We start from the raw sequence: 17115 nt of genomic DNA, 5'->3' as shown, positions 1-17115 counted from the left end.
AATGTGGCGGCGAGCTGCGAGCCACACCCCGGGGAAAATCACGCGGTCCATAGTGCCACGCTCCCTATCGGCTCGTCTACTTGGGGTTATTTTCCATCATGATGATGGAAACCGGGCCGGCCTCCACACCTGCCTGCGCCGCACAACGCCGTCGAGGACCGTGCTGTTCCCGATCGGGGCGACGATTTCCTCCCACGCCGCCGCGATCGGCATCATGGAACGGTGAACGTCGACACCACCACCATCGCAGCCGACCTGGTCGCCGCTGCGTGCCGCGACGTCGACGCGGACGTGCCTCTCGCGCTGTACCTGCACGTCCCGTTCTGCGCGACCCGGTGTGGGTACTGCGATTTCAACACCTATACGGCGGGCGAACTCGGTTCGTCGTCGTCACCGGAATCGTGGCAGCACGCGGTCGCCCGCGAGCTCGAGGCGGCATCGCGGATGCTGGCCCCCACCCGGCCGGTCTCGACGATCTTCGTCGGCGGGGGCACGCCGTCGCTGCTCGGCGGCGACGGCCTCACACGACTCCTCGACGCCGTCCGGGTCCACTTCGACCTGTCCGACGACGTCGAGATCACCACCGAGTCGAATCCGGAGTCGACTTCGCCGGAGTTCTTCGACGACCTCCGGTCCGCCGGTTTCACCCGCATCTCGCTCGGCATGCAGTCGGCCGCCGCACACGTGCTCAGGCTGCTCGATCGCACGCACACCCCGGGTCGGGCGGTTGCGGCCGCCAGGGAGGCACGAGCGGCCGGGTTCGACCACGTCAACCTCGACCTGATCTACGGCACGCCCGGCGAGACCGACGCCGACCTGCACGCCACCGTCGACGCGGTGCTCGACGCCGGGGTCGACCACGTGTCGGCCTACGCGCTGATCGTCGAGGACGGCACCGCGCTCGCCCGCCGCATCCGGCGCGGGGAGATGCCCGCACCCGACGACGACGTCCTCGCCGACCGCTACCAGATCCTCGACCGCCGTCTGCGTGCGGACGGACTCGACTGGTACGAGGTGTCGAACTGGGCCCGCGGCGAGAAGTCGGTGTGTCGTCACAACATCGCCTACTGGCACAGCCACGACTGGTGGGGCATCGGTCCGGGGGCGCATTGCCACGTCGCGGGCGTGCGCTGGCTGAACGCCAAACATCCTGCGCGCTACGCGAAGTCGCTGGCGGACGGGGTCTTGCCCATCGCATCGGCAGAACAGCTGACCCCCGAGGACCGGCACCTCGAGGCCGTCATGCTGACCACCCGGTGCCGCACCGGACTGCCGCGCGATCTCCTCGACGACGCCGAGACCGCGCATGCCGAACAACTCCGTGCCGACGGACTGCTCACCGCGGCCGACGACGCCTACGTGCTCACCGACGCGGGTCGGTTGCTGGCCGACGGCGTGATCCGCCGCGTGCTCTGGGGCTGACGCGGGGCCGGTTGTCGGCCTACCAGCTCTGATCGGGGCGAGGCGGACTCGTCCAGCCCGTCGATCGCGCCCCGCGCCGATGCGCACCGGGGCCGTCGGGCGTGGTCGGGGGCCGGCGCGCCGGGATCTCGGCGGTGTCCTCGAGTTGCTCGTCGAGGGGTTTGGCCGCATCGGACAGGTCCAGGGCGTCGAGGTCGAGGGTGCGCGCGTGGATGATGTGCCGGTTGCGCAGCGCCGACCGCACCGCGCGATGCAGTCCGTCCTCGAGGTAGAGCTCGCCCTCCCACCGCACGACGTGGGCGAACAGGTCGCCGTAGAAGGTGGAGTCCTCGCTGAGGAGCTTGTCCAGGGCGAGGACCTTCGTGATCGGCGTCAGCTGGTCGAGCCGGAGTTGCCGCGGCGGGATCTTGGCCCAGCCACGCGTCGACAGCCCGTGGTCGGGATAGGGCTTGCCCTCCCGCACCCCCTTGAAGATCATGCGAACTCCTCCGACGCCCGTGCCTCGACGATTGCTGATCTGCGACGACGCGTCGACGGTCAGTGCGCGACACCGCGCCGTGGCACGGTGATCGCGATCCCATTTCGTACTATGGAACGCACCCAACTGTATGGCAGGGACCCGAGTCAGGAGGTGTGCCGCGTGTCTACCACCGATGATCGTCGCTTCGAGATCTTGCGTGCGATCGTGACCGACTACGTCGACACGCAGGAACCGATCGGTTCGAAAGCGCTCGTGGAGCGACACCAGCTGGGGGTGTCGAGTGCCACCGTCCGCAACGACATGGCGGTCCTGGAGGCAGAGGGATACATCACCCAGCCGCACACCAGCTCCGGCCGGGTGCCCACCGACAAGGGCTACCGGATGTTCGTCGACCGGATCAGCGAGATCAAGCCGCTGTCGGCCGCCGAGCGCCGGGCGATCCTCTCGGTGCTCGACTCCGGCGTCGACCTCGACGACGTGCTCCGGCGCTCGGTGCGGCTCCTCGCCCAGCTGACGAGACAGGTCGCGGTCATCCAGTACCCGGTCTTGTCGGCGGCGACCGTGCGTCACCTCGAGGTCGTCACCCTGTCTCCGTCGCGCCTGCTGCTGGTCGTCATCGTCGACAACGGCCGGGTCGAACAGCGCATGGTGGCGCTGAGCGAAGACCACGATGAGGACGAGATCGCCCGGTTGCGCGATCTGTTCTCGGCCGCACTGCACGGCAAACGGCTCGAAGCCGCGTCGGCCGCGGTCGCCGAGCTCGCCAACTCCGCGCCCGAGGATCTGCGCGGTGCGGTGCTCAACATCGCCACCGTGCTGGTGGAGACCCTCGTCGAACGCGGTGACGACCGGCTGGTGCTGGGCGGCACGTCGAACCTCGCGCGGTCGGCGGCCGACTTCACCCCCGTCGTCGGCGGGATGGACACCGTTCTCGAAGCCCTCGAGGAGCAGGTGGTGGTGCTCAAGATCTTGGCGACGACCCAGGACATGGGCCAGGTCACGGTGCAGATCGGCGAGGAGACCCGGACCGAGAACCTGCGTGGGACCTCGGTCGTGTCGACAGGGTACGGTGCTTCGGGAACCGTGTTCGGCGGCGTCGGTGTGCTCGGCCCCACACGGATGGACTATCCGGGAACCATCGCCTCGGTGGCGGCCGTTGCCAAGTACATCGGCGAGGTGCTCGCCGAACGATGATCGCTGTTTCTCCATGATCGCTGTCGGGCACACCGCAGCGTCGACGGCGGCCGCTCGCGACACCGAGCCGGGACGACGACGGGGACGGCCGGTCCACCCGCGCGTCGCGCGATCGTGAGAGCACCCGCCGCCAGGCACCAACTGAGACCGAAGGATCACTACAACCGTGGCACGTGACTACTACGCAATCCTGGGAGTGGCGAAGACCGCCAGTGATCAGGAGCTCAAGCGCGCCTACCGCAAGAAGGCGCGGGAGCTGCACCCCGACGTCAACCCGGGTAAGGAAGACGAGTTCAAAGAGGTCAGCACCGCCTACGAGGTGCTGACCGATCCGGAGAAGCGTCGCATCGTCGACGCCGGCGGTGATCCGCTGGCCGGCGCCGGTGCGGGCGGCTTCGGCGGTTTCGGTGGCGGCGGCGGGGGATTCGGCGACGTCTTCGAGGCGTTCTTCGGCAACGGCGGTGCCTTCGGCGGCGCTGGCGGGGGCTTCGGCTCGGGCCGCGGACCCAAGTCCCGTGTCCAGCCGGGTGAGCCGGCACTGGTGAACGTGACCCTGGATCTCGCCGAGTGCGCCAAGGGGGTCGCCAAGGAGATCACCGTCGACACCGCGATCCTCTGCGACGTGTGTACCGGCTCGGGAACCAACGGCGACAGCAAGCCGGTCACCTGCGACATCTGCAAGGGCGCCGGGGAGATCCAGTCGGTGCAGCGCTCCTTCCTCGGGCAGGTCATGACCGTGCGCGAGTGCCCGACCTGCCACGGCGTCGGCGAGGTCATCCCCGACCCCTGCCACAAGTGCGGCGGCGACGGACGCTACCGCTCGCGACGCACGATGACCGTGCGCATCCCGGCCGGAATCGAGAACGGCATGCGGGTTCGCCTCACCGGTCAGGGTGAGGTGGGTCTCGGCGGCGGCCCCGCCGGCGATCTCTACGTCGAGGTCTCCGAACGGCCGCACGAGGTGTTCCTGCGTGACAAGGACGACCTGCACTGCACCGTCAAGGTCCCGATGGCCGACGCCGCGCTCGGTGCCGAGTTCGAGGTGGAGACGATTCTCGGCGATCCGGTCACCGTGACGGTCGCACCCGGCACGCAGCCGGGGCAGATCGTGAAGCTGCGCGGGCAGGGCATGCCGCATGTCAGCTCCGGTGTGCGCGGCACCATGCACGTCCACCTCGACGTCGTCGTACCGACCAGACTGGATGCGGCGCAGACCGAAGCACTGAAGAAGTACCGCAAGATCGCCGCCGACGAGATCGAGGTCGTCAACACCTCGGCGGCCGCGGCGCCCGGCGGTCTCTTCTCGCGGCTGCGCAACGCGTTCGCCGGGAAGTAGGCACCTGGTGTCCGCGGCGGCGATCTCCCGGCGGATGTGCGCGTTCGGGACGGCGGGTGCGCGGTGAGTCCACCGCTGTTCTGGGCGGACTCCGTGCCCGTGCCCGCGCCCGGCGCTGACCTGATCCTGAGCGGCGCCGAGGGTCGTCACGCGGTCACCGTCGCCCGGCTGGGCGTCGGCGAACGGATCCTCGTCGGCGACGGCGCCGGCTCGGTCGGCGGTTGCGAGATCCGGGAGATCACCGCCAAGGACACACTGGTGGCGACCGTCCACGACCTCGCGTTCGAGGCTCGCCCGACCCCGCAGGTGACCGTGGTGCAGGCGCTCCCGAAGTCGGAGCGGTCCGAGCTCGCGGTCGACCTCGCCACCGAGGCCGGCGCCGACGTCATCGTGCCGTGGCAGGCGCTGCGGTGCGTGTCGCGGTGGACGGGCAAGGCGGACAAGGGCGTTGCCAAGTGGCGGGCCGCGGCCTCGGCAGCTGCCAAACAGAGCCGTCGACCATGGATTCCGGAGATCACCGACCTCGCGACCACCATCGACGTCCGGGCCCGCTGCGCGGACGTCGTGGCGCGGGGAGGGGTCGTCGCCGTCCTGCACGAGGAAGCCGCGCAACCCCTGGCCCGGCTACCCCTCGCCGACGCCACCGAGATCCTGCTCGTGGTCGGGCCCGAGGGCGGACTCGACGCCGGCGAGGTCGCCGACCTGACCGCGCTCGGTGCGCACTCGGTCGTGCTCGGCCCCGAGGTGTTGCGTACGTCGACGGCCGCCGCAGTGGCCCTCGGCGCGATCGGGGTGCTCACCCGCCGGTGGGCCCGATGAGTGTCGTCGGACGCCGATCGGTGCGTCGGACCAAGATCGAATATGGCTCTGCGCCTTCCCAATTCGGGCACCTGTACGTGCCTTCCGAGGGGCTCGACGCCGCGACGCCGGCGCGGCTCGTGGTGCTCGTCCACGGCGGGTCCTGGTCCGTCGAGTTCGGGTCGACGACCCAGACCGCGATCGCTCGGATGCTCGCCGAACGCGGGGCGGCGGTGTGGAACATCGAGTACCGCCGGGTGGGCGAAGAGGGCGGCGGGTGGCCGAACACCGGCCGGGATGTCATCGACGCGCTCGGTGCCCTGGACGGTCCCATTCGTGACCTGCTCCCGCCCGACGCGGTCGACTTCGCCTCGACCGCGGTCGTCGGGCATTCCGCGGGTGGTCAGCTCGCGGTCTGGGCCGTCGGTCAGCTCGGAGCCCGGACCGCCACGGCCACCATTACCACCGTGATCGCCCAGGCGGCCGTGCTCGACACCGTCGGCGCAGCGGACCGGGAGTCGGTGCGGGCGTTCATGGGCCGGCCGTTCAGCGAGTCGCCGCGCCGCTACTCCGACGCCTCACCACTGTTGGCACCGGTGGTCGACGCCCACGTCGTCGCGATCCACGGCGACGCCGATGATCTGATCCCGGTCGAGTCCAGCCGCCGGTACGTCGACGCCGCGATCGCACGCGGACAGTCCGCCGAACTCATCGTCGTCCCCGGTGAGGGGCACGACGCCTTCGTCGACCCGCGCAGCGTCGGCACGCGACAGACGATCCGCGTGCTCGGGATCTGACGGAAATATTGCCTGCTGATCGGCTGTTGCACCGCGATACACTGACCACACCCCTGCCGCCGCGACCGCGTCGTCCGGGGGCGCCGCATCCAGAACCGAACATCCATCCGGACCAGAACACCAGGAGTGATTTCATACGTGAGTGACGACAACCCCGACCAGAGCGGGCAATCCAGCCGTACGCAGCCGCGCCGGTCTGGGGTCACATCCACTGTCGAAGTCTCTCCCGGAGTCGTGTTCGGGCTGCTCGGCGCGAGTGACGTCAACCTGCGTACCCTCGAGCAGCTCCTGCCCGCCGACATCCACGTCCGTGGCAACCAGGTGACATTGACCGGTGAACCCGCCGAGGTAGCCGCGTCCGAGCGCGTCATCGCCGAACTCGTCGACCTCGTCGGGCGCGGAACCCCGCTGACACCAGATCTCGTCCGGCACAGCGTCTCGATGCTGTCCGACGGCACCGAGGAATCGCCCGCCGATGTGCTGTCACTGGACATCCTGTCGCGGCGCGGCAAGACGATCCGGCCCAAGACGCTCAACCAGAAGCACTATGTCGACGCGATCGACGAGCACACCATCGTGTTCGGACTGGGCCCGGCCGGCACCGGCAAGACCTATCTGGCGATGGCCAAGGCCGTGCAGGCGCTGCAGTCGAAGTCGGTCAACCGCATCATCCTGACGCGGCCGGCGGTCGAGGCCGGCGAACGTCTCGGCTTCCTGCCGGGCACGCTGAGCGAGAAGATCGACCCGTACCTGCGCCCGCTGTACGACGCGTTGCACGACATGATGGACCCCGACGCGATCCCGAAGCTGATGGCGGCCGGGGTCATCGAGGTCGCGCCGCTGGCCTACATGCGCGGGCGCACCCTGAACGACGCGTTCATCATCCTCGACGAGGCGCAGAACACCACGAGCGAGCAGATGAAGATGTTCCTCACGCGCCTCGGTTTCGGTTCCAAGGTCGTCGTCACCGGCGACGTCACCCAGGTGGACCTGCCCGGCGGCGCCCGCAGCGGACTCCTCGCCGCGTCGGAGATCCTCGAGGGCATCGACGACATCCACTTCGCCCGCCTCACCAGCCAGGACGTGGTCCGGCACCGCCTGGTCGCCGACATCGTCGACGCCTACGGGCGAGCCGAGGAGGCGCAGCGGGGTCTGCCCAACACGGCCATCGGCGGCAATCGCGCCGCACGCCGGGCAGCGGCGCAGGGTCGTCGCTCATGAGCATCGAACTGGCCAACGAATCCGGGGTCGAGGTCCCGGCCGAGTTGATCATCGACGCCGCGCGTTTCGCGGTCACCGCGATGGACGTGAACCCGGCCGCGTTGCTGTCGGTGCTGTGTGTCGACGAGGACACCATGGCCGACATGCACGTCCAGTGGATGGACCTGCCGGGCCCGACCGATGTCATGAGTTTCCCGATGGACGAACTGGTGCCCGGCGGCCGGCCGGATGCGACCGACCCGGGCCCGGCGATCCTCGGGGACATTGTGCTGTGCCCGGACTTCGCCCGGAAACAGGCGCGCGAGGCCAAGCGATCCTTCGAGCACGAGCTCGCCATGCTGACCATCCACGGAGTGCTCCACCTCCTCGGCTACGACCATGCCGAGCCGGAGGAGGAGCGCGAGATGTTCGGACTGCAGAACCGCATCCTCGACGGGTTCTACGTCGAACGTCACCGTCGCGCCCAGGAGCAACGACAGACCGACCGCGATTCCCGGCTGCTGTCCAACATCGGGTTCACCGGAGCCGAGGGCGATTCACCGACCCCCGGTGCCCAGTCGGTGCCCGAGCAGTCGCGGTCCGAGGAGGACCGAGGGTGACCTCCGACTACTGGTTCATCGTGGCGGCAGTCGTGTTGATCGTGGTGGGCGGCGTCTTCGCGGCCGTCGACACCGCGGTGTCGACGGTGTCGAACGCCCGGGTCGACGACATGGTCCGGGAAGGGCGCGCCGGTGCGCGCCGCCTGGCGGGCATCCTCGAGGCACGTGCGACCTATGTCGGCCTCGTGGTGCTGCTCCGAGTCGTGTGCGAGACCGCGGCGGTCGCGCTCGTCGCGGTCGCCGCGACGCAGCTGATCGGCGTCGGCGGGGGACTGGCGGTGGCCATCGCCGCCATGACGGTCGTCTCGTACGTCGCCGTCGGCGTCGGCCCCCGCACCCTCGGCCGGCAGCACGCGTACACGATCGCGCTGTCGTCGTCGTACCTGTTGTTCGCGCTCGGCGTGCTGCTCAAACCGCTGACCCGGCTGTTGATCCTGATCGGCAACGCCCTCACCCCGGGTCGCGGGTTCCGCAACGGTCCGTTCGCCACCGAGGTCGAGTTGCGCGAGGTCGTCGACCTGGCCGAGGCCTCGGGCGTCGTCGCGGCCGACGAGCGCCGGATGATCCAGTCGGTCTTCGACCTCGGCGACACCAGTGCCCGCGAGGTGATGGTCCCGCGCCCGGAGATGGTGTGGATCGAAGCCGACAAGACCGCGCTGCAGGCCACGAGTCTCGCGACGCGGTCCGGACATTCGCGGATCCCGGTGATCGGGGAGAACACCGACGACGTCCTGGGCATTGTGTACCTCAAGGATCTGGTGGCGCGCACGGTCGCCCAGCGGATCGATCCCACGACCCTCCGCGTGGTCGACGTGATGCGCGAGGCCGAGTTCATCCCCGACTCCAAGCCACTGGACCGGGTCCTCGCCGACATGCAGCGCGAGCGCAACCACATGGCGATGCTCGTCGACGAGTACGGCGGCATCGCCGGGCTGGTGACCATCGAGGACGTGCTGGAGGAGATCGTCGGCGAGATCACCGACGAGTACGACATCGACGAGCTCGCACCGGTCGAAGACCTGGGCGACGGGTCGTACCGGGTGTCGGCACGACTGCCGGTGGAGGATCTCGGCGAGCTGTTCGGCGTCGAGATCGCCGAGGAAGAGGTCGAGACGGTCGGCGGACTCGTGGGTCTGGAACTGGGGCGGGTGCCACTGCCCGGCGCCCGGGTCGAGTCGCACGGGCTGCAGCTGGTGGCCGAGGGTGGGCCCAATCGCCAAGGGCGCCAACGCATCATCACGGTGCTGGTCACCCGGGTCCCCGACGCGGACGAGGATTCCCGACGCGACGAGCACGGCGGGCAGTCGAGTCGATCGCAGGGGCGTGCCGAGCGCACTACGGGCAACGCCCACGACGACCAGGACACGGACACCGCCGGCCGGGAGCGCGCAGGCGAGTCGAGAGCAAGGATGAACCAGTGACCGAGACCCTCTCCGACGAGGATCGCAAGCTCGTGGTGCTCGCCCGAGGTGCGCTGGCGCGCGCCGAGTCGCCCTCGGGCGCGGCGGTCCGGGACGGCGACGGTCGCACCTACGCCGGGGCCGACGTGCGGACCCGCTCGCTGACCCTCACCGGACTCCAGGTCGCGGTGGCGTCGGCGATCTCGAGCGGCGCCCGCTCCTTCGAGGCGGCGGTCGTCGTCAACGGTGACGCCGGCGACCCGGGCCTGGACACCCTGCACGAGCTGAGCCCGGAGGCCTATGCGGTCCTCACCGACACCGCGGGTCGTCCTCAGCAGCGGCTGGGGCGCGCGGATGCCTGAGTTCCGTTCGGGCTTCGTCTGTTTCGTGGGCCGGCCCAACACCGGCAAATCCACGCTCACCAACGCCCTGGTCGGCGAGAAGATCGCGATCACCTCGAATCGTCCGCAGACCACCCGCCACACCATCCGCGGGATCGTCAACCGGCCCGACGCCCAGCTGATCCTCGTCGACACCCCGGGCCTGCACCGACCGCGCACCCTGCTGGGTCAGCGCCTGAACGACCTCGTCCGCGACACCTACTCCGAGGTCGACGTGATCGGAGTGTGCATACCGGCCGACGAGGCCATCGGTCCGGGTGACCGGTGGATCATCTCGCAGGTCCGCGAGATGGCGCCGCGCACGACGATCGTCGGGGTGGTCACCAAAATCGACCGGGTCGGGCCGGAGCAGGTCGCCAAACAGCTGCTCGCACTGTCGCAGGTACTCGGGCCGGACTCGGAAGTGGTTCCGGTGTCGGCGAAGTCGGGCAAGCAGCTCGACGTGCTGTCCGACGTGCTCGTGAGCCTCATGGAGGAAGGCCCCGCGTTCTACCCGGACGGCGAACTCACCGACGAACCCGAACAGGTGCTGATGGCGGAGTTCATCCGCGAGGCCGCGCTCGAGGGGGTGCACGACGAGCTGCCGCACTCGCTGGCCGTCGTCATCGAAGAGGTCATCGATCGTGAGGACCGCGACCCCGACCTACCGCCGATGGTCGATGTCCACGCCGTGCTGTTCGTCGAACGCGACAGCCAGAAGGGCATCATCATCGGCCGCAAGGGCGCGCGTCTGAAGGAGGTCGGTACAGTTGCCCGCGCACAGATCGAGCGGCTGCTGGGCACCAAGGTGTACCTGGATCTGCACGTAAAGGTCGCCAAGGACTGGCAACGCGACCCCAAGCAGTTGCGTCGATTGGGTTTCTAGCAGCGTGTTCCTGACGGCCCGGCGCCGGCAGGGGCGGCCTGCGGGGAGGTACGCCGATGGGAACGCACGAATCGCCACAACAGCCGGGAGACGATTCCGGTAGGGGAGCGCACGAGGCGCCCGACACCGACCAGCCGACCGGGCGCACGATCGCCGGCGTCCTCGGATCGCCGCGTTTCTGGCTGGCACCGTTGGCTCTCGTCGCGGTGATGTTCTCGCTGATGGCCGCGCTGTACATGGCGGCGGTCGTCGACCCGCAGCGTCACCTCCACGACTTCCCCGTCGCCCTGGTGCAGGAGGACGCGGGCGGTGAGGTGCAGAATGCCGACGGACAGTCCACGCCGCAGAACTTCGGTGACCAGGTCGCCGAGGGCATCATCTCCTCGGCGGCGCAGAATGGGATCGTCGTGACCCGCACGGATCGCTCGACCGCGCTGTCCGAATTGAACAGCGGCAAGGTGTACGGCGTCATCGTCGTCGGGTCCAATTTCACGAATCGGGCGGTCGCACTGGGCCGGTCGACGGTTCTCACCGCCGACCCGGCGAAACCGACCATCGACATCTTCATCAACCGGGGCTCCGGGGCGTTCGCGTCGTCGATCACCACCACCCTCGCCGATCAGGTCCGTGAACGGGTCAACGAGCAGGTGGGCGCGCAGCTGACCGAACAGGTCCGTACCCAGCTCGAGCGCAACGACATCACCTTCACCGGGGCGGCGCAGGTCGCGCTCGCGACCCCGGTGGCCGTCGAGGTGTCCGAGCCGACCCCGCTTCCCGAGGGTGCGGGCAACGGATTGTCGGCGTTCTACCTGACCCTGCTGCTCGTGCTCGCCGGGTTCACCGGGGCGATGATGGTCAGCATCGTGGTCGACGGCATGCTCGGCCAGACCCCCATCGAATACGGGCCGTTCTATCAGCTGCGCGAGCGGCTCGCGATCAGCCGGTGGGCGACGCTCGCGGCGAAGTGGACGATCATGTTCCTGGTCGCGGTGGTGCTCTCGACCTTGTTCATCGCCGTCGGCGCGATGGTCGGGACGTCGATCCCGAACGGCTTCGTGCTCTGGATGCTCTCGGTCCTCGGCATCTTCGCCGTCGGCGTGAGCGCGAGCGCGATGATGGCGGTGTTCGGCAACCCCGGTCTGCTGTTCAATCTGCTCTTCTTCGTGGTGTTCGGCCTGCCGTCGTCGGGCGGGACGCTACCGCTGGAGGCGAGTCCCCGCCTCTTCGAGTGGATCGCCGCGATCGAGCCGATGCACGTGATCTACCTCGGTGTGCGTGCGGTCCTGTACTTCGACGCCGACCTGTCGGCGGGGTTGGGCCGATCGATCATCCAGTGCTTCATCGGCCTGCTCGTCGGCGTGCTCCTCGGTCTGCTCGGCACCAAGTTCTACGACCGCAAGGGCTGGCACCGATACCCGGGTGGGATGACGCTGCCGCCGAAGCTGGACAAGATCGTCAACGCCGGCTGACACGGGCGGCGCCGCCTCGCCCCGACCGTTCACCTGGGTCTGACACGGTGGCCGGATGGGTAACCCCGTCGTCATGTCGATCCCCGAATTGTCCTCGGCCCTGCACGAACTGCGGGACGACCTCGATCGCGCCGAGGAGCAGGCCGCCTCGCTCATCGCTGCGGTCGCCGACCAGCACCGGGACAGCGCCCGCAACCTCGTGCACTACGTCGCGGTGCGACGCCGCGATCTGCGTCCGCTGCAGGAGTCGATGTCCGCGCACGGACTGTCGAGTCTCGGCCGGATGGAGTCGATCGTCTATTCGTGGATCGAGACGGTCATCGAGACGGTGGACGCCCTGGTCGAGGGGCGCACCCGGCATCCGATCTGGGGTGACCTCGCGGGCGGGGTGCGGACCCTGACGCGTAATCGCGACCGGCTCCTCGGGCGCGTGCATCCCGGTGGCGGCGATGACGCCATCGTCGACGGACCCGGTGACGAGCACGGCGAGCGGGCCACCCGTGTGATGGTCACGATGCCGACCCAGGCCGCCGACGACCCCGACCTCGTCCGCGCCATGGGCGCCGCCGGAATGGACGTCGCGCGGGTGAACTGCGCACACGACGGCCCGGCCGAATGGGCGCGGATGATCGAGTCGGTGCGTGCTCTACCCGGCCGGGTGCGGGTGGCCATGGATCTCGCCGGTCCGAAGTTGCGCACCGGCCCGCTCGAACCGGGACCGAAGGTGATCAAGGTCAAACCGGTCCGCGCCGACGATGGCACCGTCGAACGGCGGTCGCGGGTGCGGCTCAGTGCCGCACCGTTCGACCCCGGCGCACGCCTGCCCGACGGCATCGACGCGGTCATCCCGGTACGCGCACTCGCCGACGTCGTGCAGGGAGACCGGTTGCGCCTACGGGACGCTCGTGGTCGCCGACGGCGACTCGAGGTGGTCGCGGTGTCCGAGGCGGGGATCGACGTCGAATGTGATCGCACCGTCTACTACGAGACGGGTACGCCGATCGGGTTGTCGGGCTCTGCCGACGCCGCTCCGATCGTCGTCGACGATCTGCCCGAGAAGCGTCAGCATCTGCTCGTGCGCACCGGTGACGAGATCCGGTTGCAGCGCGACCTCACGCCGACACCGGCGACCCGGACCGGGCCGCATCGGATCGGATGCGAGCTCGGGGACGCCTTCGACGACGTCGAGGCGGGCCATCGGGTGTTGTTCGACGACGGCAAGATCGCCGGGCGAGTGCGGGATAAGCTCGACGGCGAGATCGTGGTCGACGTCGAGCGTGCCGCGCCGGACGGGACGAAACTCCGCGCCGAGAAGGGCATCAACCTCCCGGACACGACACTGCACATCCCGGCGCTCACCGCGTCGGACCGCGATGACCTCGAGTTCGTCGCGGCACATGCCGACATGGTGAACTGCTCGTTCGTCCGGTCGCCGGAGGACGTGGCCGATCTCATCGGCGAACTGAACCGTCGCGGTGCGTCCGATGTGGGCATCGTGCTGAAGATCGAGACCCGGGCGGCCTTCGAGTCGCTCCCGCAGATGCTGCTCGAGGCGATGCGCTGGGACGCGGTCGGGGTCATGATCGCTCGCGGCGACCTCGCCGTCGAGGTCGGGTTCGGCCGGCTCGCCGAAGTGCAGGAGGAGATCCTCTGGCTGTGTGAGGCCGCGCATGTGCCGGTCATCTGGGCGACACAGGTGCTCGACGGACTGGCCAAGAAGGGCGTGCCGTCCCGGGCCGAGGTCACCGACGCCGCGATGAGCCGGCGTGCGGAGGGCGTGATGCTGAACAAGGGGCCCTACATCGTCGAGGCCATCGAGGCGTTGACGTCGATCCTCGACCGGATGGGTGGTCACGTCGAGAAGAAGCGCTCGCTGCTGCGGCCGCTGACCTCGTTCGACATCGATCCGGGGTAGGCCGGCGGGCATGTCGGGGCACGTCGTGTCGGTACCCGATGGGAGAATGTCCCGGTGAGGTTCTACCGGGATGAGGCCGTCGTGCTGCGCCAGCACAAGCTGGGCGAAGCCGACCGCATCATCACGCTGCTCACCGCCGAACACGGTCTCGTGCGCGCGGTCGCCAAGGGCGTGCGGCGGACGCGGTCGAAGTTCGGCGCCCGCCTCGAACCCTTCGCCCACATCGACGTACATCTGTATCCCGGCCGCAGCCTCGACGTGGTCACCCAGGTGCACAGCCTGCACGCCTTCGCCGACGCCATCGTCGCCGACTACGGGCGCTACACCACGGCCTGCGCGGTCCTCGAGACCGCGGAACGGCTCGCGGGTGAGGAACGAGCGCCCACCCGTCAGCTGCACCGGCTGACGGTCGGGGCGCTGGCCGCGCTGGCCGACGACCGCCGGCCGCGTGAGCTGATCCTCGACGCCTACCTTCTGCGCGCGATGTACAGCGCGGGCTGGATGCCGGCGCTGGAGGAGTGCGCGCGGTGCGCGACACCCGGTCCTCACCGCGCTTTCCACGTCGCCGCCGGCGGCGCCGTCTGTCTGCCGTGCCGGCCACCCGGATCGGCGACCCCCTCGCCCGGCGTGCTCGACCTCATGGAAGCCCTGTTCCGCGGTCGGTGGGATGAGGTCGTCGACGCCACGCCGTCGCTGCGTCGACAGGCCAGCGGACTCACCGCCGCGCATCTGCAGTGGCATCTGGAACGCCAGCTCCGAACCCTGCCGCTGATCGAACGCACCGCCCCTCATAGGCTGATGGAGACGGGTGTGGACACGGGCGTGAGGAGGGTCGACGATGGCGTTGCGGCCGGGTAGTTCGGCGAAGGAACGCAAGGCCGCGAGCGTCCGGACGGATGTCCGTCCCCCCGATCCACATCCGAGCGGTGCCCGGCCCCCGGCGATCCCCGCGGAGTTCGTGCCCAAGCACGTGGCGCTGGTGATGGACGGGAACGGGCGCTGGGCCACCGATCGCGGGCTCCCGCGCACCGAGGGGCACAAGCGCGGTGAGGCCGTGTTGATGGACACCGTCTGCGGCTGTATCGAATTGGGGGTCGGCTGGCTCTCCGCCTACGCGTTCTCCACCGAGAACTGGTCGCGCAGCCCCGACGAGGTGAAGTTCCTCATGGGCTTCAACCGCGACGTCATCCGCCGCCGACGCGATGAGATGCACGAGATGGGCGTCCGGGTGCGCTGGGCCGGACGCCGACCCCGGTTGTGGCGCAGCGTGATCCGGGAACTCGAGATCGCCGAGGAGATGACCCGGGACAACACCGTGATGACGCTCACGATGTGCGTCAATTACGGCGGTCGTGCCGAGATCGCCGACGCCGCAAGGGAGATCGCGCGACGCGCGGCGCGCGGCGAGATCGACCCGGAGCGCATCTCGGAGTCGACCTTCGCGCGGTACCTCGACGAGCCGGACATGCCCGACGTCGACCTGTTCCTGCGTCCGTCGGGGGAGCAGCGGATCTCGAACTTCCTGCTGTGGCAGTCGGCGTACGCCGAGATGGTCTACCAGGAGAAACTCTTCCCGGACTTCGATCGGCGTGACCTGTGGGCGGCCTGTCTCGAATACGCCTCGCGCGACCGGCGATTCGGCGGGGTGAAGCCGTCGTGACCGACGCCGCCGCGCTCCTCGACCGGACCGCGCAGATCGTCGCCGAACTCGGTCCCGTCGACCGACCCGACGCCGACTCCCTCGTCGTGCAGGTCGGTCCGACGCGTGCCTCCATCCGCGTGCTCACGCTGGCCGACGGGCTCGACGTACTGGCCCTGACGCAGATGGTCGCGATGGACCTGCCCAACACCCCGACGCTCCGGGACGACGTCGAGGCGTGCGCCGCTCAGCTCAGCTTCGGCAGCCTCCGACGCTCCGACCGTGCGGGGGTCACCACAGATGTGCTGCAGTACTACACGTTTCCGGCGAGCCAGCTCGACGACGTGCCGCTGCTGACGGTCCTGCACATCGTCCTCGCCGCCGGTGTCGACGCCGCCGAACGGCTGGTGGGCCCGGCTTCTGCTTGAGTCTGGCGACATCGGATCCCGCTCCCTGAGGACTGAGAAGCGTTGAGCACGACCAATGCTCCCTGAGGCGTTGAGCGCGACCTATGCTCCCTGAGGACTGAAGAGCGTTGAGCACGACCAATGCTCCCTGAGGCGTTGAGCGCGACCAATGCTCCCTGAGGTGCGAGCGAAGCGAGCCACGAAGGGCCGCAACGTGTCTCGCCAGGACCCTTCGTGGCTCGTCGCTAGCGCTCCTCGCACCTCAGGGAGCAGTAGTTTGCGGTTTTTCGGATCGGGGAGCGGAGGCGGGCTCGTTCCGCCCGCTCAGTCCTTCTCGGCGGTTCGGCAGTCCCCACAGCGCCCGAAGACCTCGACGGTGTGGTTGATGTCGGTGAAGCCGTGCTGGGCGGCGATCTTCGCGGCCCAGCGTTCGACCGGTTCGGCCTGGACCTCGACGGTGGTGCCGCACTCCCGGCAGACGAGGTGGTGGTGGTGTCCCAACGAGCAGTGGCGGTAGCGGGTCTCACCGGAACCGTCCCACAGGACATCGATCTGCCCGGCCTGGCTCAGCGCCTGCAGATTGCGGTAGACCGTCGTCAGGCCGATGGATTCGCCCCGGGCCTTGAGGATCTCGTGGAGTTCCTGCGCGGAGCAGAAGTCCTCGGTGCCGGCCAGGGCGTCGGCGATCGCAGCGCGTTGGCGCGTCGACCGGATGCCGGTGACCGGCTGCGGCCCCGATGCGACGCCACTCATTCGTTCACCGCCCGGGACGCATCGGACGGCACGGCGCGGCCGTCGGTGGTCTCGTTCGCGTGGATCAGCGCATCGCCGACGATGTGCGCGACGTGGTCGTCGAGGAGTTCGTAGGTGATCTCACGACCGTTGCGCTGGCCCCGCACCACACCGGCGTCCTTGAGCACGCGCAGGTGCTGGCTGACCAGTGGCTGACTCAGGCCGAGGTGCCCGACGAGTTCGTGGACGCACTGCACCCGCTCCCGCAGGGACAGCACAATGGCGACGCGAGTGGGGGAGGCGAGGGCGCGCAGGAGGTCGGCGGCGGCTTCCCGCGCCGCGGCATCGGCCGCTTCGATCGGTCCGGGCCCGTCCAACGGTTGCGTCGACATCACGCTCCTCCTCGCCTGGCTCGCGCCACTGATCCGGCCATTCTATC

The 17115-nt window shown here is 69.3% G+C and carries 18 protein-coding genes; 15 read left to right on the top strand and 3 right to left on the bottom strand.

The features are described from left to right. Window positions 1-222 precede the first annotated feature (222 nt). A complete protein-coding gene (gene hemW, locus B1818_RS12165; RefSeq protein ID WP_078112899.1) occupies window positions 223-1422 on the top strand; it encodes a radical SAM family heme chaperone HemW in 1200 nt (399 codons plus the stop codon). A 19-nt stretch (window positions 1423-1441) separates the two neighbouring features. Here hemW and B1818_RS12160 read toward each other — a convergent pair whose 3' ends face one another. Further along, a complete protein-coding gene (locus B1818_RS12160; RefSeq protein WP_058252083.1) occupies window positions 1442-1900 on the bottom strand; it encodes a type II toxin-antitoxin system VapB family antitoxin in 459 nt (152 codons plus the stop codon). Window positions 1901-2062: 162 nt separating this feature from the next. Here B1818_RS12160 and hrcA point away from each other — a divergent pair, with 162 nt between their 5' ends. The 14 genes from hrcA to B1818_RS12090 all read left to right on the top strand — a co-directional run bounded on the left by hrcA (window position 2063) and on the right by B1818_RS12090 (window position 15965). After that, window positions 2063-3097 (top strand): heat-inducible transcriptional repressor HrcA, encoded by a 1035-nt coding sequence (gene hrcA, locus B1818_RS12155; protein ID WP_055475525.1) that lies wholly within the window; start codon window positions 2063-2065, stop codon window positions 3095-3097. 166 nt (window positions 3098-3263) lie between these two features. Next, the gene (gene dnaJ / locus B1818_RS12150; protein WP_078112898.1) at window positions 3264-4433 is read left to right on the top strand and encodes a molecular chaperone DnaJ; all 1170 of its coding nucleotides are present in this window, start codon (window positions 3264-3266) and stop codon (window positions 4431-4433) included. A 63-nt stretch (window positions 4434-4496) separates the two neighbouring features. Next, window positions 4497-5252, top strand: a complete 756-nt coding sequence (locus tag B1818_RS12145; RefSeq protein WP_078112897.1) for a 16S rRNA (uracil(1498)-N(3))-methyltransferase — start codon at window positions 4497-4499, stop codon at window positions 5250-5252. After that, complete coding sequence (locus B1818_RS12140; RefSeq protein ID WP_078112964.1) at window positions 5249-6028, top strand: S9 family peptidase; 780 nt, start codon at window positions 5249-5251, stop codon at window positions 6026-6028. Before B1818_RS12145 ends, B1818_RS12140 begins: the two co-directional genes overlap by 4 nt. Before the next feature lie 138 nt (window positions 6029-6166). Further along, window positions 6167-7249 (top strand): PhoH family protein, encoded by a 1083-nt coding sequence (locus B1818_RS12135; RefSeq protein ID WP_055475523.1) that lies wholly within the window; start codon window positions 6167-6169, stop codon window positions 7247-7249. Then, complete coding sequence (gene ybeY, locus B1818_RS12130; protein ID WP_078112896.1) at window positions 7246-7848, top strand: rRNA maturation RNase YbeY; 603 nt, start codon at window positions 7246-7248, stop codon at window positions 7846-7848. Before B1818_RS12135 ends, ybeY begins: the two co-directional genes overlap by 4 nt. Next, window positions 7845-9269, top strand: coding sequence for a hemolysin family protein (locus B1818_RS12125; RefSeq protein WP_078112895.1), 1425 nt, complete (start codon window positions 7845-7847; stop codon window positions 9267-9269). The genes ybeY and B1818_RS12125 overlap by 4 nt, the downstream gene beginning before the upstream one ends. Beyond that, on the top strand, window positions 9266-9610 hold the full coding sequence (locus B1818_RS12120; RefSeq protein ID WP_078112894.1) for a hypothetical protein: 345 nt from the start codon (window positions 9266-9268) through the stop codon (window positions 9608-9610). The genes B1818_RS12125 and B1818_RS12120 overlap by 4 nt, the downstream gene beginning before the upstream one ends. Beyond that, the gene (gene era, locus B1818_RS12115; protein WP_055475474.1) at window positions 9603-10514 is read left to right on the top strand and encodes a GTPase Era; all 912 of its coding nucleotides are present in this window, start codon (window positions 9603-9605) and stop codon (window positions 10512-10514) included. The genes B1818_RS12120 and era overlap by 8 nt, the downstream gene beginning before the upstream one ends. 56 nt (window positions 10515-10570) lie before the next feature. Continuing rightward, entirely contained in the window at window positions 10571-11983 is a 1413-nt protein-coding gene (locus tag B1818_RS12110; RefSeq protein WP_078112893.1) for a YhgE/Pip domain-containing protein, read from the top strand. A gap of 55 nt (window positions 11984-12038) precedes the next feature. Then, the gene (locus B1818_RS12105) at window positions 12039-13898 is read left to right on the top strand and encodes a pyruvate kinase (protein WP_176455918.1); all 1860 of its coding nucleotides are present in this window, start codon (window positions 12039-12041) and stop codon (window positions 13896-13898) included. 54 nt (window positions 13899-13952) lie between these two features. Next, window positions 13953-14756, top strand: coding sequence for a DNA repair protein RecO (recO, locus tag B1818_RS12100; RefSeq protein WP_055475472.1), 804 nt, complete (start codon window positions 13953-13955; stop codon window positions 14754-14756). Next, a complete protein-coding gene (locus tag B1818_RS12095; RefSeq protein ID WP_078112892.1) occupies window positions 14737-15558 on the top strand; it encodes an isoprenyl transferase in 822 nt (273 codons plus the stop codon). The genes recO and B1818_RS12095 overlap by 20 nt, the downstream gene beginning before the upstream one ends. After that, window positions 15555-15965 (top strand): hypothetical protein, encoded by a 411-nt coding sequence (locus tag B1818_RS12090; RefSeq protein WP_068970366.1) that lies wholly within the window; start codon window positions 15555-15557, stop codon window positions 15963-15965. Before B1818_RS12095 ends, B1818_RS12090 begins: the two co-directional genes overlap by 4 nt. Before the next feature lie 303 nt (window positions 15966-16268). Here the strand turns inward: B1818_RS12090 and B1818_RS12085 are convergent, their stop codons facing one another. Together B1818_RS12085 and B1818_RS12080 are read right to left on the bottom strand one after the other, a co-directional pair. Beyond that, window positions 16269-16697 (bottom strand): Fur family transcriptional regulator, encoded by a 429-nt coding sequence (locus B1818_RS12085; protein ID WP_078112891.1) that lies wholly within the window; start codon window positions 16695-16697, stop codon window positions 16269-16271. Continuing rightward, on the bottom strand, window positions 16694-17068 hold the full coding sequence (locus B1818_RS12080; RefSeq protein WP_065631461.1) for a helix-turn-helix transcriptional regulator: 375 nt from the start codon (window positions 17066-17068) through the stop codon (window positions 16694-16696). Before B1818_RS12080 ends, B1818_RS12085 begins: the two co-directional genes overlap by 4 nt. Between the last annotated feature and the right edge of the window lie 47 nt (window positions 17069-17115).

Origin of the sequence: Gordonia sp. IITR100 (assembly GCF_002009645.1) — a bacterium.
GTDB lineage: Bacteria > Actinomycetota > Actinomycetes > Mycobacteriales > Mycobacteriaceae > Gordonia > Gordonia hongkongensis.
The sequence above is the reverse complement of the archived record's forward strand: the minus strand, read 5'-3'. Positions and strand labels throughout refer to the sequence as shown.